Below are 21,146 nucleotides of genomic sequence, written 5' to 3'. Positions count from 1 at the left end.
GGGAGAAGTATTGATGAGGTTTTTACAAACAGTTGCTGTAATTACTGGTGCAGGCAGTGGTATTGGAAAGGCAACGGCTATTCGTCTCGCGAACGAAGGGGCAAAGGTTATATTAGTTGGGCGAACAAAATCCAAGCTTCTTGAGACTGCTGAGGAAATCAATGCTACGAAAAAAATCCCTTCTGCTGAAATCTTTCCTGCTGATGTAACGAATGAAGATGATGTAATCGAATTAGCTCAATACGTGAAGGAGCAATTTGGTGAGCTTCATATAGTCGTTAATAATGCAGGTGGTTCAAAGAATTCAAAAATCCTCGAAACATCTGTTGCTGACTGGGATTATGTTCAAGAAGTGAATTTAAGAGGTGTATTTCTCGTATCAAAGGTACTAGGAAGACTTATGGTAGAAGTGGCAGGTCAGGATGATGTTCCACAAAATCGGGCCATTGTGAATGTCGCATCATTATCAGGACACCAAGCAGGGGCTCATATCCCTCATTACAGTGCCGCAAAAGCTGGAGTAATTAATTTCACAAGATCATTAGCTCTTGAATTAGCCCCTTATGGTATACGTGTAAATTCCGTATCCCCGGGTTTTGTTGAAACGCCTTTAACCAAGGATGGCCTTGAAAACGATAAGTTTGTTAAGGCCATTCAGAAGAATACAGCCTTAAGAAGAGTCGGAAAGGCCGATGAAATTGCCAATGTCATCGCTTTTGCCGCTTCCAGTGAGGCCTCCTATATGACAGGGTCAGACCTCCTTGTCGATGGTGGATGGTTGATTGTTTAAAAAATTTACGAGTATTCCTTAGAAAGAATGGTAGTTGATCTGCCAAGCTAGGCATAAAATCTATTTCTAAGAATAAAAGCATAAGGGTAAAAATTTTTACGAAATGAAAAGGGGAGAATCGAATGAGTAATCAAGATTTGTTGGTCAATGTTGCAGAATCAATTATGACACTAACTCTAAATAGGCCTGAGAGCTTAAATGCGTTTAGTCCAGATATGATATTAGGATTAAAAGCCGCAATAGAAGAGGCTAACAGGAATCCTGAGGTAAGAGTCGTTGTTTTATCCGGTGCTGGGAGATCTTTCTCGGCTGGTGGGGATGTAAAAACAATGGGTCAGGCTGGGGCTGTTCAGGTTTATGAGCATATTGGGAGATTAAATGATTTGATTCTTGCAATGAAGGATTGTGATAAACCGATTATTGCAGCCGTTCATGGGTTTGCTGCCGGTGCAGGGGTTAATCTTGCCTTAGCCTGTGATTTAATTATTGCTGCAGAGGACAGCAAATTTGCATTAAGCTTCTCCCAGGTTGGACTCATTTCCGATGGGGGTGGTTCCTATCATCTTCCAAGATTAATCGGACCACATCTTGCAAAACAATTCTTCTTTAGTGCTGAACCAATTCCTGCAAAAAGATTATATGACCTTGGAGTAGTAAACAATCTAGTACCACTCGAGAACCTACAAGAAGAAGTATTAAAATTTGCGACAAGGCTTGCCCATGGACCTGGAAAAGCCTATGCAATGTTGAAAAAATTGGTGGATCATTCGTTCACGGCTACTTTGGATGAAATGCTCGAACAAGAAAGAATCACGCAAACCATGATGGTTCAAACAGAGGATCATCAAGAGGGAATTGCAGCCTTTAAGGAAAAAAGAAAGCCTGTTTTTAGAGGGAGATAGTTTGTTTTTGCCTAAAAGGTAGTGAGAATGCGAGGGACCATGCAAAATATTGGGGGAATTTGGGACAGATTCCCCTGAAGGGTCGAATTTACAGCTATAGTGTCCGCTTTTAACGTTGGTTTTGTTGGAATATGGCCTGGAAGAAGGCTAATCTTACTTTGGTAATTGGATATTTCCGTGTGAAAGGACAATATATCCGCGATTATTTGAATTTATCCGCGATTTTTTCGATATATCCGCGGAAAAGAGCCAGATATCCGCGATTATTTTGATATATCCGCGATTAATTGAATATATCCGCGTTCATCACAATTCAGCTGAAACCGTATTATATAGACTATGAATTCAAAAAAAAATCATCAATCAAAGAAGCAATATTTCTAGGAGGGTACAAATGAAAGCCTATTATTTTACAGAATACGGTGGACCAGAAGTATTAAAGCAAGTTGAACTTGAGAAACCTCAGCCAAAGGGACATGAGGTCTTAATTGAGATTCATGCCATTGGTGTCAATTATGCAGATACTGCTAGACGTGAGGGACAATACGTTGTACCAACACCACTTCCATTTATTCCAGGAGCAGAAATAGCTGGAATTGTCGTTGAGGTAGGAGAAAAAGTAACGAAGATTCAACCCGGTACAAGAGTGGTGACATTAATCGAGTCAGGTGGCTATGCTGAATATGCGTTAGCAGATGAGCGTTCAGTTATTTCTATACCAGAGAAGCTCGATTTTCAAAATGCAGCAGCTCTACCATTACAAGGACTAAGTGCCTATCATGTGTTAAAAACAATGGGAAGGCTTGAAAAGGGTGAAAGTGTTCTTGTTCATGCGGCTGCAGGTGGAGTCGGATTAATAGCTGTTCAACTAGCAAAATTATGTGGTGCAGGCAAGATTATTGCTACGGCAAGTACGGATGAAAAACTAGCCCTTGCTAAAGATATGGGTGCAGACGTGCTGATTAATTACACAAAGGAAGGCTGGGAGCAGGAGGTTCGGGAAGCAACAGGTGGAAAAGGTGTAAACGTTGCCCTAGAAATGGCTGGCGGGGACATCTTCCACAAAACCTTAAAATGCTTAGCTACCTTTGGGCGACTCGTGATATTCGGTAACGCGAGCGGTGTTCAAAGCAAATTTTACCCAACAACACTGATGGCAAGAAATCAATCGGTCATTGGATTCTTTCTTCCACAGATTATGAGAAAGCCAGAATTAATGCAGCCAAGTTTAGTAGAGTTATTTACTTATTTAGCAGAAGGAAAACTGAAGCTGACCATTGGGGGAGTATTTCCATTAGATGAAGCAGCAAAGGTCCATGAATTGCTGCAATCAAGAAAAACAATCGGAAAGTTAATATTAACGCCAAGATAACATTTTTAAGGAGGACATCATAATCATGAATACATTACATTTTGCACATTGGCCAAAAAGACTATCGAAAACATTATCCATTCCTGAAACAACCATTTATGATAATCTTGTCGTTTCTGCCAACCGTTATCCGAATAAAACAGCCCTATATTACTATGGGGCTTCCTATACCTATTCGGAAATATTAAAGGAAGTGGATGCTCTAGCTGGTTTCCTAGAGCAAAAGCTCAATGTTCAACCAGGGGACCGAATTCTATTATTCATGCAAAATTCTCCGCAATTTCTAATCTCCTTCTATGCAATTTTAAGAGTAAGGGGAATCGTCGTACCGATTAATCCGATGAATACGGCAAATGAGCTTTCCTTTTACATTAAAGATGGTGAGATGAGTACAGCTATTGTTGGGCAAGAGCTTTATCAGCATGTTGCACCACTACAAAATACAACATCTCTTAAAAACCTAGTGGTTGCTGCCTATTCGGATTATATTCCTGAGGAGGCAAATAAGGAGGAATTACCTCCTGAAGTAGGAGCACCTAGACAAAACATTGAAGTGGACAACCAATTTTTATGGCAAGAAGCGATTACAGCAGCGCACAATCCTTCACCATACGCTGGTCTAGCAGATGATATTGCCGTTCTACCTTATACATCTGGAACAACAGGCCTTCCTAAAGGCTGTATTCACACTAATCGAACCGTTCAAGCGAATATTGTAAGCGCTTCAAACTGGGTTGGAACGATGACTAATTCTGTCCATTTAACCACTTTACCTCTTTTCCATGTGACTGGAATGCTACATAGTATGCACGCGCCAATTTTAACAGGTTCGGCCATGGTTATGCTCACTAGATGGAACCGCAACCATGCTGCTAAAGCTATTGAGGAATATCAAATTTCTCATTGGGTGAATATAAGCACTATGTTAATTGATTTCCTTGCAAATCCTACGCTTTCAGACTTTGACATCTCCTCACTTGGAGTTATTGCTGGTGGAGGTGCTCCACTACCTGAGGCTGTTGGAGAAAAATTGTATGAGATAACCGGTTTGAGATTCGTAGAGGGCTATGGTTTATCAGAAACCATTTCACATACACATTTTAATCCACCTGATAGACCAAAGCTGCAATGCTTAGGTGTTCCTTCCTTTGATGTGGATGCAAGAATCATAGACCCGGTTACCATGGAAGAGAAAGGCGTCAACGAAGTCGGAGAAATCGTAGTCAACGGCCCCCAAGTATTTAAAGGTTATTATAATCGACCTGAAGAAACGGAGCAGTCATTTATTACAATCGATGGTCAAAGCTTTTTCCGCACAGGAGATATCGGCCGATTTGATGAAGAAGGTTATTATTTTATTGTTGACCGGGTGAAGCGGATGATTAATGCTTCTGGCTTTAAGGTGTGGCCAACAGAAGTGGAATCCCTTCTATATAAGCATCCTGCCATCCAACAGGCTTGTGTTGTAGGAGTCCCTGATCCTAGGAGGGGTGAGACGGTTAAGGCATTTGTTATCCTGCATCCAGATTCAGTTGGAAAAGTATCAGAGGAAGAAATTATTGATTGGTCAAAGGGTCAAATGGCAGCCTATAAATATCCGAGATTCGTAGAATTCAGAGAACAATTCCCAACAACTGCAAGTGGAAAAATATTATGGAGACAACTTCAGGAAGAAGAAAAGAAAAAAATTGAGGCGGTGGAAAAATAATGAGTCATGTAGTCGAAACGGTAACTGGTCCTATTTCTGTTGATAAACTTGGAAAAACATTAATTCATGAGCATATTATTTTTGGATATCCAGGATTCCAAGGGGATGTAACCCTAGGTGCTTTTAACGAAGAGGAAGCATTAGAGGTAGCGATTGGAGCGGCAAGAGCAGTCATGAGCTATGGAGTAAAAACTTTGGTGGACCCTACACCAAATGAATGTGGGCGCGATTCATTATTTTTAAAGAAGGTTTCTGAAGCAACAGGTCTACAAATCATTTGTGCAACCGGCTATTATTATGAAGGGGAAGGGGCTCCTCCTTATTTTAAATTAAGACAGGGATTAGGCAGTGCGGAAGCGGAAATATATGAAATGTTTATCAAGGAAATAAAGGAAGGCATTGCCGGTACCGGTATTAAACCAGGAATTATTAAGCTCGCTTCAAGCAAAGACCAAATCACTGAGTATGAAAAGATGTTTTTCCGTGCAGCAGCAAAGGTTCAGCAGGAAACGGGAATTATCATTTTGACCCATACACAGGAAGGAACAATGGGACCAGAGCAAGCAAAAATGCTCATTGAGCTTGGAGCAGATCCGAATAAAATCATTATCGGACATATGTGTGGAAATACTGACCCAAATTACCACAAGGAAGTAATGGAACAAGGGGTTAAGATTGGATTTGACCGCTTCGGGATCCAAGGCCTTGTGGGAGCTCCATTTGATGAGGCAAGAATCGAAACCTTGGTTCAGCTACTCGAAGCAGGCTATGAAAACCAAATTCTTTTATCCCATGACTCTATTTCCGTTTGGCTTGGTAGACCACCTGTTATGCCAGAACCAGTAATGGAAATCATGAAAAATTGGCACCCTCTTCATTTGTTTGAAAATATTTTACCTGTGTTACGACAAAAGGGAATCACAGAGCGACAAATTGAAAAAATGTTTGGAGATAATGCATTCTCCCTATTCTCAGGTGGAAAATCTCAAGTGAACTCATAAATTGTAATTAGTGAAATGCCTTTTCTTGTCCAAAAAATCACACTTCATCTCTTTTTTCATACTATATAAAGTAGTTTAAGAAGGAGGCGTAGTGTGATTCATGGATAACCAATTCTTTAAAAACGTGGAAAAAAAGACCGGCGTGAATATGAAGGATATTCTTGATTTAGCAGGATCTTTACAAAATGCTAATTTTAAAGATGAGAAAACAGTGAGAGGCGTCATTAGAAGAGTGTCTCAAATTGCAAATAAAAGAGTCTCAAAGGACATGGAAGATAAAATCGTTAAATCCATCGTAAATGACGGCAAAAAGCTTGATTTCAATACGATTTCTAAGATGCTTAACAGTAAGAAGTAAGATATTGATCTCATGGAAGGAATTTGGCTTGATTTGTAAATGTGGGCTTGTGGTCTTTGTGATTTAAATCGTTTGAAGTGAGTGAATCATACCCCAAACATGCTAGCAATTGGTTAGTTAGGGCTAATCAGATAAAAAATAGACTGATAAGAGTAGAATTTCACCATTTATTGTGGTGGTTTAACTCGAATCAGTCTTTTTTTTTACTAGAAAAGGTGTGGGTTGGGTATGGATAACTAATTTTCATTAGGTGTGGATTGGGATATCCGCGATTTTGGGAATATATACGCGATAATTTCAATATATCCGCGGAAAGGCCACATATTTACGCGATTTTTTCAATTTATCCGCGATTATTCAAATATATCCGCGATCCCGTAAATTTCATGGAAAAATTCACATAAAAAAATAGGAGTACCGCTTAATTGCAGCCCCCTAATGGTCAAATCAATGTTACCAGGCAAAGGCCCAACTCCCACCCGCAGCAAGGCAGAAGGAGATTGCCCAACTCCCATCCGCGGCAAGGCAGTACGAGACCAGCTCAACTCCAATTCAATGGAAATGCAGCCAATCAAATGTTTAACTCCAACCCGCAGAGTTATTCAAAACTAAACAACTACAATTCAGAAACTACCTTAATGCCTTCAGAAACCGCGAAGGATATGCCTTTTTCCCACGCCTCTTAGTTGGTATGGATATATATAGCAATTCCTGTGCCCTTGTTATGGCGACATACAATAAGCGGCGTTCTTCCTCCAGTTCACTTTCGTCCCCATTGCGATTGGCTTCTAAAGCGAAGTCGTGGGGAAGACTGCCATCAACCACTCCAACCAAATAGACCACTTTATACTCCAAACCCTTTGCACGATGAATGGTACTTAAAGTGATGGAATCAGTCTTGTCCTTACTCATCCTCTTGATTTCACGGTTCATGGCGGTCATATGATCGACATGCTCCAGAAATTCCTTGATTGTATGGAATCTCTTCGCAGCCACTTTTAAATCACGAATATCATCTGAACCCTTATCTAATTGGTTGCCTTCATTTCCGCGTTTTTTCACAAAATCCTGGTAACCTAGCTCTTTTTCTACCTCTTCAATTGCAGTTAGAGGTGATAAAGAGGAAAGGGATCGAATAATAGGTAACAGTTTTTTCAGTTTGCGCTCCTGGAAGGCAAAGCCTGTTTTAACCTCAGACAAACATTCTAAAAGGGTACGATCCTCTAAAATACTTTTTGCCCTAATATCGTTTAAGATGGATTGTTTCACGAAGAGAGTTGGCAAGATATATTTGATTGCTGTTTGATCCTCTTCATCTATACTTAACCTTAAAAACGAGAGCATACTTTTTACCATAAACCTTTCGTAAAACGGCTCGATATCTTGATCGATTTTAAAAGGAAGGCTGGAGTTTGCTAGTCTTTCAAAAATTGCCCGGCTGCCAGTATTAGTCCGAAATAAGATACAAAAATCCTCTGGCTTAAATCCACCTGCAATCTTATCCTGCATATCAGTCAAAATCATCGTTGCTTCCTCTTCCTCATCATATGGGAAAAATAAAAGCGGATCCTGCTCTGAGGAAAACTGACCATGCATATTTTTGGCCCTTCTTATTTTATTCCCTTTAATGACTGAATTGGCTGTTGTAACGATTTCATGTGAGGAGCGGTAGTTTTGATCCAATACGACAAGTTTTGAATCAGGAAAATCTTTTTCAAACTGTAGTAAATATTGTGGATCACTCCCGCGAAACGAATATATCGATTGATCATCATCCCCAACAGCACATACATTTTTGGAGCGTTCTGAAAGCAATTTGATTAGCTCATATTGAACCTTGTTAATATCTTGAAATTCATCAATTAAGAAATATTGAAAACGACTTTGATACTGTTCTAAGATTTCAGGATTTTCGTGAAAAAACTTATAGCAGCCAATGAGCATATCATCGAAATCAAATAAATCATTTGTTTGTTTATATTCTTCGTAATATTGATATAGAAAAGCGGTTTTTTCATCCCACTTCGTTTCTGGTTTTACTTGATGAGGCAAGATAAGAGAATTTTTCCAGAAACCGATTTGCTGAAGAGCTAAATCATAGGAAAATTCCTTTTCGTCAAGCTCAAGCTCACGCCCTGCCGCCTTCACAATTTGCTCCTTTTGCCAATCCTTTTTGATTAGCTTTTGAGAATTCCATGTTTCAGGATTATGAAAAGCTAGAATTCGATAAAAAATGCTATGGAAGGTTCCTGATACGAGCTGCTGAACAGAGCTTCTTTGGATCCCTGGATAGGTCAAAAGTCTTCCTTTCATCTCTGCTGCCGCCTTAGCGGTAAAGGTAACAAGCATAATCGACCTAGGATCCATTCCTTTTTCATGGAGCATATATGCTGTTCTCGTCGTTAAAACCCTCGTCTTCCCACTTCCTGCTCCTGCAATAACAAGCAATGGACCTTCTGTATGTGAAACGGCCTCTCTTTGGTGGATATCAAGTGAAACACCTTGGGTTGATAATAATTGCAAAAATGGAATCGTGTGTTCCACTTCATCCTCGTTAGGAGCAACAAAGGGTGGAGCCTTTTTCACCCCCCTAGCCTTTTTGAATTCAATTGGTTTAGCAGTCTCTGTTCCAATTGCCCGTGATTTTGGAATTCGAAAACCACCGAGCTGTACGGATTCCTGCTCTTCGACTGTTTTTATTTCATAGCTATGTAGAGAATCTTTACAAGAAGAATTTTTAGAAAGGATATGGAAAAAGTGAGGCTCCTTCTGAATTCCTAAAAATAAGCGAACCGACTCCCCGCAAACAGGACAAGTTAAATTACCCTTTCTTCCTTCTTCGTATATAAACTGAAAGCTTTCTCTACTAAGCGATTCAAGATTTAATAGCTGACTTTCGTGCATCGCAGTTTTCATAATATCCCTCGTTCACAAAAAATAACACAAATTTAATCATACCAAATCATATAAATATGAAAAAGAGATTCGAGGAAAAGTTTTATTTTTCCAACTGAGAGGTGGGGAGGTAATGGGGGATTTGCGTACCTTTGAATCTATGCAATATGCTGAAAGGATCGCACATAAAAAATATAAAAAAGCAACAAAAATTCCCATCCAAAGGATTAACCGGTTAGTGAATGAAAAGCAGGATGAAAAGGAGAGAAAGTGGGAAAAAGAGAGAAAAAAGTCCAAGATGAAAAGGTTTCCTAGCCGGGTGTTCGCACAGCTGACAGGGGTTCCGGCATATTGTTGATGAGAGAGTGTAGGGGTGATGTTGGAATAAGTGGAGGGTGTGTTGGGGTTGGGTTTGTGGTTCTAATGTGATAGGAAAGTCGTTTTTGGAATAAGCAAAGGAAAAACTGGATGAAATATCATTAGTGGAAGAAGCAAATGCAAGAAAGCTAGGTGCTTTTCTTATTAGGGTTAAAAACAATAGGAATTGGTGAAAATGGTATTTTCATAGGTGTAGTAAGTTTCATCATGGGAATGAAGGCCAAAATCCGGTTGGAAAATAGGAAAAGAGTCTTTCATCATGGGAATGAAGGCCAAAATCCGGTTGGAAAATAGGAAAAGAGTCTTTCATCATGGGAATGAAGGCCAAAATCCGGTTGTAAAATAGGAAAAGAGTCTTTCATCACGGGAATGAAGGCCAAAATCGGTTGGATAAATGGAAAAGCGTCTTTCATTAGAAGAATCAAAAACATTCCTCAACTTGATCAAAAGAAAATGTCCTTCATCAAAGATATGAAGGACAAATCCTGGCCTTAAAGCAGACCTTTTCATTTATAAAAATACTAAATCATCTTCTTCATCGCCCGATGAGGTATCCCTGCATCGAGAAATTCTTCAGAAATTATCTCATAACCAAGCCCTTCATAAAAAGGGATGGCATGTGTTTGGGCATTCAGCTTTAAGGTGGAAAGACCCTGTTTTTTTGCATAATCTTCAATGGAATTCATGATTGCTTTACCAGCGCCAGTTTTCCTCTGGTCATTCAATACACAGATTCGCTCGACTTTGCCGAGACCATCCACGATACGAAACCGACCGGCACCAATAGGGCGATTATCCTGGTAAATGACAAAGTGGGTGGAATCATTTTCATATTGATCGATTTCTTCTTCCTCTGGAACCTGTTGCTCATGAATAAATACTTCACGTCGAACAGCAAAGGCATCTTGTAATTCTTGGTCGTTTGATACAATTTTTATTTCCACTGTTACCTATTCCTTTCCAAGATGAAATGTTTCATATACAGTCCATGAGCCGTTTTCCAATTGGTAAAGTAAATGAAAACGATCGATGGTTTCCTCATGCTGAATCTGCTGCAATCTTAGGGTGCTATAGACGTCTGAATGCTCATCATTCGAAAGCTTTTGACCGATGGTAATATGCGGTACGAAGGAAAATTCAGAAGGTTCGCCAAGAAAGTTTGTATTGAGCTGTTGATTAAGGTACTGGAGCTCGTCTGTTGGCTCCACTTTTAAGTAAATCACATTATTTACTGGCTTAAAGGAACTGATTTTTGTCACCTTTAATAGGAAAGGGTTTACACTTTCAGCAATTTCATTAAGACGCTTTGTTGCATCCTTAATTGATTCCTCTGAAGCTTCAAAGGGATTTTTCAAGGTTAAATGAGGAGTAATCAGAGCGTAGTGTGGGTCATACCTCTTTCGATAAGAGTTCGCAAGGTCCTGCAGTTTTTTTGAAGGGAAAACGACAATTCCAAATTTCATTTTATTACCTCCCGAATTGATTTACGGCTATGGTTAAAAGTGAATAGCTTCAAAAAGATAAAGGAAGCACGTAATCCTTTTTTAGTAGTGCATATTATATCAAATTTTCCAATTGATTTATATCATTATATCCTTTGTGAACGTGAAAAAGTACGCAGTTTACTAAACTGATACAATCGATTCATCTAAATAAAATTTCCATCCAATGTCTTGGCTAACTTATGATTGGATTTTGGATTATCCTAGTTTAAACATATGGGTTAAAGCCCGCTTTAAATCTGGTTGCCAATATTTCCAAGTGTGGTCTCCGGCAAATTCATCATAAAAATAGGTGAAGTACTTTTCTTTCATAAGCACCGAGAGTCTTCGATTGGGTGTAAGAAAATCCTGAATGGTATGATTCGTTGTTTTTACTGTAGTTTCGTTCTGACCAATTACATGATAAATATTTAATAATTGAGCCTCGTTGAATTTTTCTACTGCCTGGACGACCTCATGGTTCACTAACGGTGATTGCAGTATGACTTTACCAAAGGTATGAGGATAGTGTAAGGCGGTCATTAGTGAAACGGTTGCCCCCAATGAATCCCCAATGAGAGCCCTTCCCATGCCCATTTGATAGGTAGGGTATTCTTGATCTAAAAAAGCAGCCAGCTCATGGGCAAGAAATCGGATATATGCCTGATTTTGCTCTCCATTTGGATGATATTTTCTTCGTCGGTCATCCACATTTTTGTAAGGGATTCCTACAATAATAAGGTTCTCAATTTCCTTTTTTGCTAAAAGCTGATCGGCAACGCGTCCAATTCTACCAAGCTGAAAATAATCCTTTCCATCCTGAGTTATGAGTAAAGAGTATTTATAAAGCGGTGAAAAGCCAGGTGGCAAATAAACAAGTAGTTGGATTTCCTCACCTAATTCTTTACTAAGGATAGTTCGTTCATTAATCGTTCCTCTTGGAAATTCCATTAAACATTCCCCCAAATTAATAAAACGCTCATTCAAGGAGATTTTAACATATATATGGTAATATTGCTGTTTTTTACTCCCATAAAACCTTAATCAAACACAATATCTATGAAAATTTAAAAATATTCCCGTGATATAATAGGGGTATTCTATTTAATTAATATTTATTGAGAGAAGGTTTATTGGGATGAAACGAGTAAATAGTAAAGTTGTTACTGAGGCTGCAAGAATGGCATTAGTCGATAGAGGTGTTACGGTGGAGGCCATCGGTGAAATTGTCTATGAAATGCAAGCACCTTATAATGGGGATTTACATATTTCAGAATGCATATTGAGTGTTGAAAGAGTGTTAAAGAAGCGGGAAATCCAACATGCAATTTTAGTAGGAGTGGAACTTGACCGTCTTGCAGAACAGAAGAAGCTATCAGAACCACTTCAAACCATTGTGGAAACAGATGAAGGTTTATTTGGAATTGATGAGACGATTGGGTTAGGTGCAACACTTACCTATGGAAGCATTGCAGTTACGACCTTTGGTCATTTAGATAAAAATAAAATTGGAATCATTAAAAAACTTGATACAAAATCTGGAGAAGGAATTCATACCTTTTTAGATGATATTGTTGCAAGTATTGCTGCAGCAGCTGCTTCCCGTTTAGCTCACAATCTTCGAGATAGAGAGGAAGCTCTAGAAGAAGAGTATATTGATGCAGATATCTTATAGTAGGTTTTATTACATATTGATTTTAAATTAACAAACCTAAGCACACGAAATGCCCCCCTTCCCAATTCTTTATTCAACAATCAAAAGAAACTAGGTCTAAAGTCACGAATTTTCCTAAATTGACAAGTTTCGGAAACTTTCATAATAAGTATAAATACGAGAAGAGAAAAGAGTAGGGGGGAAAGATTTTGATGAAAAGAAAAAGTCTTCTTCTTAGTATGGTCATGCTTCTGGCCTTGTCTATGATTCTTGCAGCCTGTGGAGGCAAGGAAAAGGGTGAGGATTCGAAGGGTAGTGAAACTAAGGACAAGCCGAAATTTATTAGTATTCTTACAGGTGGAACAGGTGGAACCTATTATCCTTTAGGTGGATCGTTTGCGGAAATTATTAAAGATGAAACAGGTATTGATGCTAATGCTGAAACGACCGGAGCATCTGCTGAAAATATGACAACCATTAAAAAGGGTGATGGGGAAATTGCCTTTTCACAAACAGATATTGCCTCATATGCAACGGAAGGAAAATTGATGTTTGAAGGGAATAAAGTTGATAATGTGAAGGCAATTGCCACTTTATATCCTGAAACGATACAAATCGTAACAACGAAAAAGACTGGGATTAAATCTGTTGAGGATTTAAAAGGTAAAAAGGTATCGGTTGGAGCTCCAGGTTCCGGAACAAATCCGAATGCAGAACAAATTCTCGAGGTCCATGGTATGACCTTTGATGATATTAAGAAACAAGATTTATCCTTTGATGAATCAACACAAGGAATTCAGGATGGCACAATTGATGCTGCATTTGTAACAGCAGGTACTCCAACAGGCGCTGTTGAAAGCTTATCAGCAACAGAAGATATTGTCATCATCCCTATCGAACAGGATAAAATCGATGCGCTTATCGCGAAATACCCTTACTACGTGAAGGATGAGGTTGCATCTGGAACCTATGGTTTGAAGGAAGCTGTGCCAACCGTTGCTGTGCAAGCTATGTTAGTGGCAAAAAGCGATCTCTCAGACCAGGTTGTTTACGATATTACAAAAGCGATTTTTGAAAATCTAGATAAAGTAACCCATGCGAAAGGGAAACTAATTAAGGTTGAAAATGCATTAAATGGTGTGGGAATTGACGTCCATCCAGGTGCACAAAAATACTTTGATGAAAAAGGGGTAAAGGCCCAGTAATAAGATATATCCAATAGAACTTGCAAGTGTCGACCGGCTGATTTATAGTCGGTCGCATTTTTAACTTTCAGAAGTCGCATGAAAAGCTCATCTTAGGAGGGAAAATGAAGAGGCTAAAATTCTACCAAATCATCATATTACTCATCTCCGTAGTCATTGTCATCTATTTATTCATAACAAATCCATTCCAAAAGACACTAGTATTCCAACCAAAACAGTCAAATGCAAAGCCAGCTTATATTCCACTAAAAGACGAAACAAAATTTCAAATCAAATACACTCATTCCATCCATTTAACAGATGTTGTCGAAAGCTACAAAATCATAAATCAGAATCAAATTCAGCAATATGAATTGATGTATGAGGATTTTGCGATAGGCATGCCCTCTGATGCTGGACAAGGAGAAACCTTTGAACAGATAGATGGCAAATATTTTATCAAAAATATGAAACGAATCTTCCCATTCTTTGATTTGCGGATTGGACAGGTTCGAGCAAATCATCGCGTCATTTTTAACAACAAGGAATATCCATTGTCCCAATTTATTGAGCCGGGGACATTAGTTCGTGTAGAAATCCAAAAATTGAGTTTCTTTCAGCAGTGGAAAGGAGTGAATATCCTTGAATCATTTTGAACAAGCCCTGACAGAGAAAGAACAGCAGGAATTGATGGAGAAATATGACCCAGAGGCTGGAACAAGAAGGCTTAAAGGCCTTTTTGGTTGGATTGCTCTCATTGGATTATTAGCCTTCTCTTTATTTCAAGTTTATACCGGAGTGTTTGGTGTATTGACTGCTCAGCTTCAGCGATCGATTCATTTAGGATTTGCCCTAGCACTTATTTTTCTATTATTTCCTGCACGTAAAAGGAACAGGGGAAGGGAACATAAGGTTTCTTGGTTTGATGTGGTTCTTGCTATCATTTCAATAGTAGTTGGAGCTTATTGGCCATTGATGATGGATGATTTAGTTTCCAGAATTGGAAATCTGACCGATTTAGATTTTTATATAGGATTGGCAGCCATTCTATTAGTATTGGAGGCTACACGACGGACAGTAGGGCTTCCTATTACAATTATCGCGCTCATTTTTATGGCTTATGCAATGTTTGGACCATATATGCCAGGGTTCATAGCTCACCGGGGGTTAGAGCTAGACCGACTAGTCCAAACGATGTTTTACACGACTGAGGGAATTTTAGGGACACCTATTGGAGTGTCGTCTACCTTTATATTTTTATTTCTCCTCTTTGGTGCTTTTCTTAATCATACCGGTGTGGGACAGTACTTTAACGATCTTTCCATAGCTATAGCTGGTAGAAGTGTTGGCGGTCCTGCAAAGGTTGCGGTTTTTTCCAGTGCATTACAGGGGACAATCAGTGGTAGCTCTGTCGCTAATGTAGTTACTTCAGGAGCCTTTACCATTCCGATGATGAAAAACCTTGGGTACAAAAAAGAATTCGCTGGAGCCGTTGAGGCCTCTTCGTCAACAGGTGGACAATTGATGCCACCGGTTATGGGAGCAGCTGCCTTCTTAATGGTTGAGTTTATTGGTGGAGGAATCTCTTATTGGGATATTGCTAAGGCTGCTGCTATCCCAGCAATCTTATTTTTTGCTGGGATATGGATGATGACTCATTTTGAAGCAAAGCGCATTGGACTCCGCGGTTTAACAAAGGAGGAAATGCCGAATCGGAAAGAGGTTTTTCAAAAGCTATATTTATTGGTTCCAATTATAGCTATTATTCTATTGATGATGTCTGGAATGAGCGTAATCCGTGCGGCCCTTTGGTCGATAGTCATTACCATTGTAGTAAGTGCCTTTAGAAAAGATACATGGATTGGCTTTAAAGGAATTGTCGATGCATTAATTGAAGGTGCAAGATCTGCATTAGGTGTCGCAGCGGCCACTGCAGCGGCTGGAATTATTGTAGGAGTAGTCACAAAAACAGGTCTTGGTTTGAAATTAGCGAATGGGCTGTTAGATTTATCAGGTGGGGCATTGATTCCAACCTTGTTTTTAACAATGATTACCTCTTTGATTATTGGAATGGGCTCCCCGACAACAGCAAACTATGTTATTACATCAACAATTGCAGCTCCTGCCATTATTCTTTTAGGTATACCTGATCTTTCTGCTCACCTTTTTGTATTTTATTTTGGAATTATTGCAGACATTACGCCTCCTGTTGCATTGGCAGCCTTTGCAGCAGCTGCTGTTTCAGGTGGAGAGCCTTTTCGAACGGGTGTCGAATCATCAAAGCTTGCAATATCTGCGTTTATCATTCCATACATGTTTGTTCTATCCCCGGAATTGTTAATGATTGATACAACGTGGACCTATCTAATATGGGTTGTGATTTCTGCCTTTATTGGAATGCTTGCCATTAGTGCCGGGGTAATTGGATTCTGGTATCGGCAAATGCATTGGATTGAAAGACTATTTGCATTGGCCACAGGCTTATGTCTTATTTATCCAGAGAAAATAAGCGATATGTTGGGGCTAATTACATTTGCAGTACTTCTTGGGCTACAAAAGTGGTATAAGGGAAATGGAAAAATAAAGACGATGAAAAATGTATAATCATAGTCCTCCAGAGTGAGGGCTTTTTTGTTCGAGAGAAGGTGAATGCTTAGCTGATTCTCTTTCTATATCCTTTCATAGGCATAAGAGAGAGGATATGATCGATTCGGAAAATTCTTGTTTGACCTCTTAATGAGCAATAAGCCCGCACGTAGTTTTCTTTGATCTCTTTAATCCATACTTTTCTTTGGGAAATTTGCCCCCTTGTTGATAGATAAATCATTTCAAGCGGAAAATTTTCTTCCATTGAGCGTTTTAGCAAAGAATTCATCCGATGCACACCTCCTTTTATGGTTATTATAACCGAACGAGTGTTCTCTTTGCAATAGAAAACAGGAACAACTGTTCTTTTTTCTAACGGGAAGGTGCTTTTATGGTTTATTAGAGGCATTCTTGTGGAGGAAGTAGGGGGAATTTCTTTTATGAGGATGATGAAAGGCGAATCTTGGTGGATAAAAGCAGGAAAAATATCATTCTTCTGGTCGATGAATGACCAAATCTTGCTGGAAAGCAGAAAAAGAGTCTTTCATCCGGTTGATGAAGGACCAAATCTTGATAGAAAACAAGAATAATGTCCTTCCTTCATCAAATCTATTTCTTGATACTTTTTTTAAATAGATAGATATGATAGCCTAAAATTGGAAGCATTTGAGATGAAAAGCGAAATTATTAATGAATGATCAGTAGACTTTTCTTTGTTATAAAACTTGTGGAGGTTGGAGGGGGTGTGCCAGTGAGTAAAGTCATTTTTGAAGCCCAAAACGCAAGCAAGGTTATTGAAGGACTAAAAATATTAGAGGGTATCGATATTAACCTTACAAATGGTGAAGTAGTGGCGATTACCGGACAAAATGGATCAGGGAAAAGTAGCTTGTTAAAACTAATTGCTGGGATTTATGAGCCAAGTAGTGGAAAGGTTATCAGGTCGCCTAAAAGGATTAGCTATGTACCGGAGCATTTCCCCGAGAATATCCGGTTTAAAATGAATGAATATTTGCTCTTGCTTGGGGAAATGAGCGGCCGAAAAAAAGAAGAATTGTCTATAGAAATGACGTATTGGGCGCATGCCTTTGGAATTGAAGGCTATTTGGATACTCCTCTAAAAAAGCTATCCAAAGGGACGAAGCAAAAGGTAGGAGTCATTCAGTCGCTGCTAATGAAAGCAGATGTGATTTTATTAGATGAGCCGTTATCCGGACTTGATGAAGTCTCACAGCATGTATTGATAAACCAAATTCAACAAATAAAAAAGGAAAAAACAATTATATTTACCTCCCACGAAGCCTTTCTAGTTGAAACCATTGCAAATAGAAAAATAGAGTTAAGTAATGGTAGGATTATCGCAAATGAGCGAGTGGTAAAAAGAGAATTGATTAGGGTAATTAGATCGAGAGTCCCTAGCAAACAGGGTATAGAGAAGATTACTGGTGTGATAGATTGCCAAATTGAAAATGATAGTGTTGCAGTAATCACAGTAAAGGAAAAGGATAGCGATTTGGTTTTGAAGGAATTGTTATTAAAAAATGCATCCATATTGGAAGTAAGGGAGGAGTGGTTGTGATGAGAGCATTTATTAAGTATCAGTTAAAAAGCTATCTTCGTTCTCTGAAGATCATTCCTCCTGTAACGATATTTTTGGCCTGGGTGTTTATTTTGTATGCCTACAAAAATGTCGAAATATTAAGCAGCTATGCCGTCTCGAGCATTGCATTGTATTTAACGATGGCATGGGTAGCAATGACAATTTTCTCACTAGAGGAAGAAAGTGAAAAGCATATATTGTACGCTAACCTAGGGACAAAGCTGAAATATTTGGTTGGAAAATGGATAACGTGCGCGATTATTTGGTTGCCGCTATTCTTGTTTGCTGAGTTCTATCCTATTATAATGGGAAACTTTAAGGGGAGTTTGAGTGGAGTTCATTATGGGTTGTCTCTCAATAGTCATTTGATCCTTGGCCTCTTTGGAATGCTGGTAGGTACCTTGTTTTCAGCGACAAGATTTGCTACTAAAAAATACGCCTGGCTTAGTGCGGTTCTGGTTTTGGTAATCTCACTCGCCTATGAATCTTTGGTAGAATTGACCGTTTGGATGAAGGCGGTGCTTTGGGTATTCCCTCCCGTTATTTCGGTGATTTCTCATTTAAGTATTGGAGATGTCGTTGATGTAGGTCATGAATTTTGGCTTAATCAAGCTCTTGTCGTAGGCTATGGATTGATGGGTGGAATGCTCTTAATCTGGTTTTACCTGCGGAAGGAACGATAGGAGGGGGTTGACAGTTTTAGTGAAAAATAGTATATTTTATAATGTCTTCACCTGAAGATATATTGCGATTCCGTAGCTCAGCTGGGAGAGCGCTACCTTGACAGGGTAGAGGTCGCTGGTTCGAGACCAGTCGGAATCATTGGGTGCCAAACCCGTAGGAAACCCTTCGGAACAAGGGCTTCTCCAGAACGCCACATGATTGTGGCGTTTTTTTAATCGTATTCGCTAGATAAAAGAAACAATCGGAATAATAAAAAAAGGCCTGTGTCCACTGAATTTTAAGGGACTCAGGCTTTTGATTTTTGTTAACAGTCCTCTTGCTAATTTCGGTTAAATCATTCGGATTATTGTATTTTATTACTAATAAAAGTAATTCTATTGAGCAGTTAATCCACCATCAATTATAAATTCAGAGCCAGTTGAATAGCTAGATTCATCTGAAGCTAAGAATAATACTAAGTTTGAGACCTCTTCTGGTTGTGCTACACGTTTTAATGGGATATGCGCAGAAAATGCTTCTACTGCAGCTTTTGTATCTTCTTGTACAACCATTGGAGTAGCGATGACACCCGGGTGTACAGAGTTCACGCGAATACCCATAGGTGCTAAATTCATAGCAGCAGCTTTTGTTAAACCACGTACAGCAAATTTTGTATCTGTATAACCAACGGCACCTGCAACTAATCCGTTCATGGAAGAAATATTTACGATTGATCCGCCACCAGATTTAATCATTGATGGAGCAACAGTTTTTATGCCTATAAATACTGAAGTTTGGTTAATGTCTACAATACGACGGTATTCTTCTACCGAAATATCTAGGATACTTTTGGCCATCGTGATCCCAGCATTATTTACTAATACATTAACTTGACCAAATTTTTCTTCAGCAACTGCTAGAACATTATTCCAGTCATCTTCACTTGTAACGTTCTGTTTTACAAAAATCGCATTTTCACCTAATTCAGTCGCTAGTGCCTGACCTTTTTCTTCATTTAAATCTGTCAGTACCACTTTTGCTCCTTGTTCCACAAATAATTTTGCGTGTGCAGCACCCATACCTTGTGCAGCACCGGTTATGATTGCAACTTTATTTTCTAAACGTTTCACGTTATCTCCTCCATATTAAAATTTAAGCAGAACAGGACTATTCCTTTAACTTTCTCAGTAACTTTTTTTGAATCTCAATATACTGAATTAATTCATCATCCGTTAGTGCACTATAAATATTTTGATAGTATTGCTGACCTAGATGTTCAGCTTCACGTATCATGTCGTTGCCTGAGGCTGTTAAGCTTAGATATACTTTTCTCCGATCATGTTGATCGACAGAGGCTTCGATATATCCAGCATCCAATAATTTATTAGTAATACTAGAAATGCTACTTTTTGAATATCCAAGTTTATTGGATAATTCAATGGGTTGGCACCTTTTAAGTTTACGGATTTCGCTTAATATAATTATTGAGGAGATTCCAATTGGTTTTGAGAGTCCTTCTGTATATTGGATAATACTTGCGTTATTTACCTGTTCGACCATATTGATTAGTTCATATAATTTTGGTTTGTTCATTGTTTTCTCCTAAAAATTAGCGCAATTGGAGTTGACCACCATCCACCATAAATGTTTGACCAGTAATATATCGAGCGTCTTCAGAAGCTAAGAAGACAGCAACGCGTCCGATATCCTCTTCTGGCTCGCCCCAGCGACCTAAAGGTATTTTTGAAAGACTTTCATTGTACATTTCTGGGAACGCTTCAGCCCATTTTTCTACAGCAGGACTCTTAGCAATTGGACTAATCAAGTTTACATTGATGTTGTATTTACCCCATTCATTAGCAGCGACACGAGAAATTGCTCGTATTGCTTCTTTGGCAGCAGCATAAGCAGTTTGTGTTGGTTGTCCAGACAATCCAGCGTTAGATGCAAAGTTAATTACTGTACCTTCTGTTTCTTTTAAATAAGGAAATGCAGCTTTCATCAAGAAGAAGGTAGGGTAGAAACCGGTTCCAAATGATAAATCAAAGTCTTCTTGTGTTATTTCTTCAAATGGTTTTTGTTTGGATGCATGTGCATTATTAATTAATACATCTAGTTTACCGTACTTTGAAACAACTGTTTCGATAATTTTTGGTAAGTTATCTACATCAAAAAGATCCCCAACCATAAACATAGATTTAGGAGAAATCTCTCTAATTTTTGCTTCTAATACTTTTCCAGCTTCTTCATTAATATCAACTAATGCTAAAATAGCACCTTCTTTTGCTAATGCCATAGCCATTCCAGTTGCAATGCCACCAGCACCACCGGTGATTATCACGATTTTATCTTTTAAACGCATGATTCCTTACTTCCTTTCATATGATGTCAGAGCTATTATAATTTAAAAATAGTTCAGTTGTAAACTGCATAGAATATTCAGAATACAACAGAAGAAACATGGGAAACATGGGGACGTATCTCGTGTTTCAACCCATATGAAACACGAGATACGTCCCGATGTTTCTAGTTTCCCACTCAAAAGTATTAAGTCAATATTCCAACAAGACACAG

General features: G+C 38.9%; 25 protein-coding genes and 1 tRNA gene. 16 read left to right on the top strand and 10 right to left on the bottom strand.

From position 1 onward, the window contains the following. Positions 1 to 13 precede the first annotated feature (13 nt). From BQ6100_RS09310 to BQ6100_RS09285, 6 genes are all read left to right on the top strand, one after another. A complete protein-coding gene (locus BQ6100_RS09310; RefSeq protein WP_075981401.1) occupies positions 14 to 790 on the top strand; it encodes an SDR family NAD(P)-dependent oxidoreductase in 777 nt (258 codons plus the stop codon). 122 nt (positions 791 to 912) lie between these two features. Further along, complete coding sequence (locus BQ6100_RS09305; protein ID WP_075981400.1) at positions 913 to 1,692, top strand: enoyl-CoA hydratase/isomerase family protein; 780 nt, start codon at positions 913 to 915, stop codon at positions 1,690 to 1,692. A 394-nt stretch (positions 1,693 to 2,086) separates the two neighbouring features. Then, positions 2,087 to 3,064, top strand: coding sequence for a quinone oxidoreductase family protein (locus tag BQ6100_RS09300; protein WP_075981399.1), 978 nt, complete (start codon positions 2,087 to 2,089; stop codon positions 3,062 to 3,064). A 25-nt stretch (positions 3,065 to 3,089) separates the two neighbouring features. Continuing rightward, positions 3,090 to 4,772 (top strand): long-chain fatty acid--CoA ligase, encoded by a 1,683-nt coding sequence (locus BQ6100_RS09295; protein ID WP_075981398.1) that lies wholly within the window; start codon positions 3,090 to 3,092, stop codon positions 4,770 to 4,772. Next, positions 4,772 to 5,773, top strand: coding sequence for a phosphotriesterase family protein (locus BQ6100_RS09290; protein ID WP_075981397.1), 1,002 nt, complete (start codon positions 4,772 to 4,774; stop codon positions 5,771 to 5,773). Before BQ6100_RS09295 ends, BQ6100_RS09290 begins: the two co-directional genes overlap by 1 nt. 100 nt (positions 5,774 to 5,873) lie before the next feature. After that, on the top strand, positions 5,874 to 6,131 hold the full coding sequence (locus tag BQ6100_RS09285; RefSeq protein ID WP_075981396.1) for a stage VI sporulation protein F: 258 nt from the start codon (positions 5,874 to 5,876) through the stop codon (positions 6,129 to 6,131). A 353-nt stretch (positions 6,132 to 6,484) separates the two neighbouring features. Here the strand turns inward: BQ6100_RS09285 and BQ6100_RS09280 are convergent, their stop codons facing one another. Both BQ6100_RS09280 and BQ6100_RS09275 read right to left on the bottom strand, forming a co-directional pair. Then, entirely contained in the window at positions 6,485 to 6,706 is a 222-nt protein-coding gene (locus BQ6100_RS09280) for a hypothetical protein (protein WP_075981395.1), read from the bottom strand. Positions 6,707 to 6,761: 55 nt separating this feature from the next. Then, positions 6,762 to 9,047 (bottom strand): UvrD-helicase domain-containing protein, encoded by a 2,286-nt coding sequence (locus tag BQ6100_RS09275; protein WP_075981394.1) that lies wholly within the window; start codon positions 9,045 to 9,047, stop codon positions 6,762 to 6,764. A 112-nt stretch (positions 9,048 to 9,159) separates the two neighbouring features. Between BQ6100_RS09275 and BQ6100_RS09270 the strand changes: the two genes are divergently transcribed. After that, a complete protein-coding gene (locus tag BQ6100_RS09270; RefSeq protein WP_075981393.1) occupies positions 9,160 to 9,384 on the top strand; it encodes a hypothetical protein in 225 nt (74 codons plus the stop codon). Between the two features lie 152 nt (positions 9,385 to 9,536). Beyond that, entirely contained in the window at positions 9,537 to 9,698 is a 162-nt protein-coding gene (locus BQ6100_RS21240; RefSeq protein ID WP_159433143.1) for a hypothetical protein, read from the top strand. A 15-nt stretch (positions 9,699 to 9,713) separates the two neighbouring features. On the opposite strand, the gene BQ6100_RS21235 is transcribed toward BQ6100_RS21240, so the two are convergent. From BQ6100_RS21235 to BQ6100_RS09250, 4 genes are all read right to left on the bottom strand, one after another. Further along, the gene (locus BQ6100_RS21235) at positions 9,714 to 9,914 is read right to left on the bottom strand and encodes a hypothetical protein (RefSeq protein ID WP_075981392.1); all 201 of its coding nucleotides are present in this window, start codon (positions 9,912 to 9,914) and stop codon (positions 9,714 to 9,716) included. A gap of 11 nt (positions 9,915 to 9,925) precedes the next feature. Next, on the bottom strand, positions 9,926 to 10,348 hold the full coding sequence (locus BQ6100_RS09260) for a GNAT family N-acetyltransferase (RefSeq protein ID WP_075981391.1): 423 nt from the start codon (positions 10,346 to 10,348) through the stop codon (positions 9,926 to 9,928). Between the two features lie 6 nt (positions 10,349 to 10,354). Continuing rightward, positions 10,355 to 10,867, bottom strand: coding sequence for a YjcG family protein (locus tag BQ6100_RS09255; RefSeq protein ID WP_075981390.1), 513 nt, complete (start codon positions 10,865 to 10,867; stop codon positions 10,355 to 10,357). Positions 10,868 to 11,104: 237 nt separating this feature from the next. Continuing rightward, a complete protein-coding gene (locus BQ6100_RS09250) occupies positions 11,105 to 11,836 on the bottom strand; it encodes an alpha/beta hydrolase (RefSeq protein WP_075981389.1) in 732 nt (243 codons plus the stop codon). Positions 11,837 to 12,023: 187 nt separating this feature from the next. Here BQ6100_RS09250 and BQ6100_RS09245 point away from each other — a divergent pair, with 187 nt between their 5' ends. The 4 genes from BQ6100_RS09245 (at position 12,024) to BQ6100_RS09230 (ending at position 16,327) form a co-directional block, all read left to right on the top strand. Further along, positions 12,024 to 12,560, top strand: coding sequence for a phosphatidylglycerophosphatase A family protein (locus BQ6100_RS09245; protein WP_075981388.1), 537 nt, complete (start codon positions 12,024 to 12,026; stop codon positions 12,558 to 12,560). A gap of 191 nt (positions 12,561 to 12,751) precedes the next feature. Further along, positions 12,752 to 13,744 (top strand): TAXI family TRAP transporter solute-binding subunit, encoded by a 993-nt coding sequence (locus BQ6100_RS09240; RefSeq protein ID WP_075983501.1) that lies wholly within the window; start codon positions 12,752 to 12,754, stop codon positions 13,742 to 13,744. Between the two features lie 104 nt (positions 13,745 to 13,848). Continuing rightward, the gene (locus BQ6100_RS09235) at positions 13,849 to 14,379 is read left to right on the top strand and encodes a DUF1850 domain-containing protein (RefSeq protein WP_075981387.1); all 531 of its coding nucleotides are present in this window, start codon (positions 13,849 to 13,851) and stop codon (positions 14,377 to 14,379) included. Between the two features lie 34 nt (positions 14,380 to 14,413). Continuing rightward, positions 14,414 to 16,327: a TRAP transporter permease gene (locus BQ6100_RS09230; RefSeq protein ID WP_084780559.1), complete on the top strand. Its 1,914-nt coding sequence runs from the start codon at positions 14,414 to 14,416 to the stop codon at positions 16,325 to 16,327. 49 nt (positions 16,328 to 16,376) lie between these two features. On the opposite strand, the gene BQ6100_RS09225 is transcribed toward BQ6100_RS09230, so the two are convergent. Continuing rightward, complete coding sequence (locus BQ6100_RS09225) at positions 16,377 to 16,598, bottom strand: hypothetical protein (protein ID WP_075981385.1); 222 nt, start codon at positions 16,596 to 16,598, stop codon at positions 16,377 to 16,379. Between the two features lie 151 nt (positions 16,599 to 16,749). Here BQ6100_RS09225 and BQ6100_RS21230 point away from each other — a divergent pair, with 151 nt between their 5' ends. From BQ6100_RS21230 to BQ6100_RS09210, 4 genes are all read left to right on the top strand, one after another. Continuing rightward, entirely contained in the window at positions 16,750 to 16,899 is a 150-nt protein-coding gene (locus BQ6100_RS21230) for a hypothetical protein (protein ID WP_159433142.1), read from the top strand. Between the two features lie 161 nt (positions 16,900 to 17,060). Further along, positions 17,061 to 17,888: an ATP-binding cassette domain-containing protein gene (locus BQ6100_RS09220; protein ID WP_075981384.1), complete on the top strand. Its 828-nt coding sequence runs from the start codon at positions 17,061 to 17,063 to the stop codon at positions 17,886 to 17,888. Next, positions 17,888 to 18,592, top strand: coding sequence for a hypothetical protein (locus BQ6100_RS09215; protein WP_075981383.1), 705 nt, complete (start codon positions 17,888 to 17,890; stop codon positions 18,590 to 18,592). Before BQ6100_RS09220 ends, BQ6100_RS09215 begins: the two co-directional genes overlap by 1 nt. Before the next feature lie 66 nt (positions 18,593 to 18,658). After that, positions 18,659 to 18,731: transfer RNA gene (locus tag BQ6100_RS09210), tRNA-Val, on the top strand. A gap of 236 nt (positions 18,732 to 18,967) precedes the next feature. Here BQ6100_RS09210 and BQ6100_RS09205 read toward each other — a convergent pair. Genes BQ6100_RS09205 through BQ6100_RS09195 form a run of 3 tightly spaced genes read right to left on the bottom strand, consistent with a single transcriptional unit; the run spans position 18,968 to position 20,934 of the window. After that, positions 18,968 to 19,702, bottom strand: coding sequence for a glucose 1-dehydrogenase (locus BQ6100_RS09205; protein WP_075981382.1), 735 nt, complete (start codon positions 19,700 to 19,702; stop codon positions 18,968 to 18,970). A gap of 37 nt (positions 19,703 to 19,739) precedes the next feature. Continuing rightward, positions 19,740 to 20,165 (bottom strand): MarR family winged helix-turn-helix transcriptional regulator, encoded by a 426-nt coding sequence (locus BQ6100_RS09200; RefSeq protein WP_075981381.1) that lies wholly within the window; start codon positions 20,163 to 20,165, stop codon positions 19,740 to 19,742. 16 nt (positions 20,166 to 20,181) lie between these two features. Then, entirely contained in the window at positions 20,182 to 20,934 is a 753-nt protein-coding gene (locus tag BQ6100_RS09195; protein WP_075981380.1) for an SDR family NAD(P)-dependent oxidoreductase, read from the bottom strand. Positions 20,935 to 21,146 lie beyond the last annotated feature (212 nt).

Origin of the sequence: Bacillus massilinigeriensis (assembly GCF_900117315.1) — a bacterium.
Taxonomy (GTDB): Bacteria; Bacillota; Bacilli; order Bacillales; family Cytobacillaceae; genus Bacillus_BE; species Bacillus_BE massilionigeriensis.
The sequence above is the reverse complement of the archived record's forward strand: the minus strand, read 5'-3'. Positions and strand labels throughout refer to the sequence as shown.

What these genes read in the sequence shown, in the direction of transcription:
- BQ6100_RS09225 (WP_075981385.1), bottom strand. Translation starts at nt 16,598, where the DNA reads ATGAATTCTTTGCTAAAACGCTCAATGGAAGAAAATTTTCCGCTTGAA.
- BQ6100_RS09305 (WP_075981400.1), top strand. Translation starts at nt 913, where the DNA reads ATGAGTAATCAAGATTTGTTGGTCAATGTTGCAGAATCAATTATGACA.
- BQ6100_RS21235 (WP_075981392.1), bottom strand. Translation starts at nt 9,914, where the DNA reads ATGAAAAGGTCTGCTTTAAGGCCAGGATTTGTCCTTCATATCTTTGAT.
- BQ6100_RS09300 (WP_075981399.1), top strand. Translation starts at nt 2,087, where the DNA reads ATGAAAGCCTATTATTTTACAGAATACGGTGGACCAGAAGTATTAAAG.
- BQ6100_RS09250 (WP_075981389.1), bottom strand. Translation starts at nt 11,836, where the DNA reads ATGGAATTTCCAAGAGGAACGATTAATGAACGAACTATCCTTAGTAAA.
- BQ6100_RS09290 (WP_075981397.1), top strand. Translation starts at nt 4,772, where the DNA reads ATGAGTCATGTAGTCGAAACGGTAACTGGTCCTATTTCTGTTGATAAA.
- BQ6100_RS09270 (WP_075981393.1), top strand. Translation starts at nt 9,160, where the DNA reads ATGGGGGATTTGCGTACCTTTGAATCTATGCAATATGCTGAAAGGATC.
- BQ6100_RS09295 (WP_075981398.1), top strand. Translation starts at nt 3,090, where the DNA reads ATGAATACATTACATTTTGCACATTGGCCAAAAAGACTATCGAAAACA.
- BQ6100_RS09240 (WP_075983501.1), top strand. Translation starts at nt 12,752, where the DNA reads ATGAAAAGAAAAAGTCTTCTTCTTAGTATGGTCATGCTTCTGGCCTTG.
- BQ6100_RS09310 (WP_075981401.1), top strand. Translation starts at nt 14, where the DNA reads ATGAGGTTTTTACAAACAGTTGCTGTAATTACTGGTGCAGGCAGTGGT.
- BQ6100_RS09255 (WP_075981390.1), bottom strand. Translation starts at nt 10,867, where the DNA reads ATGAAATTTGGAATTGTCGTTTTCCCTTCAAAAAAACTGCAGGACCTT.
- BQ6100_RS09195 (WP_075981380.1), bottom strand. Translation starts at nt 20,934, where the DNA reads ATGCGTTTAAAAGATAAAATCGTGATAATCACCGGTGGTGCTGGTGGC.
- BQ6100_RS09215 (WP_075981383.1), top strand. Translation starts at nt 17,888, where the DNA reads ATGAGAGCATTTATTAAGTATCAGTTAAAAAGCTATCTTCGTTCTCTG.
- BQ6100_RS21230 (WP_159433142.1), top strand. Translation starts at nt 16,750, where the DNA reads ATGAGGATGATGAAAGGCGAATCTTGGTGGATAAAAGCAGGAAAAATA.
- BQ6100_RS09285 (WP_075981396.1), top strand. Translation starts at nt 5,874, where the DNA reads ATGGATAACCAATTCTTTAAAAACGTGGAAAAAAAGACCGGCGTGAAT.
- BQ6100_RS09235 (WP_075981387.1), top strand. Translation starts at nt 13,849, where the DNA reads ATGAAGAGGCTAAAATTCTACCAAATCATCATATTACTCATCTCCGTA.
- BQ6100_RS09200 (WP_075981381.1), bottom strand. Translation starts at nt 20,165, where the DNA reads ATGAACAAACCAAAATTATATGAACTAATCAATATGGTCGAACAGGTA.
- BQ6100_RS09275 (WP_075981394.1), bottom strand. Translation starts at nt 9,047, where the DNA reads ATGAAAACTGCGATGCACGAAAGTCAGCTATTAAATCTTGAATCGCTT.
- BQ6100_RS09245 (WP_075981388.1), top strand. Translation starts at nt 12,024, where the DNA reads ATGAAACGAGTAAATAGTAAAGTTGTTACTGAGGCTGCAAGAATGGCA.
- BQ6100_RS09230 (WP_084780559.1), top strand. Translation starts at nt 14,414, where the DNA reads ATGGAGAAATATGACCCAGAGGCTGGAACAAGAAGGCTTAAAGGCCTT.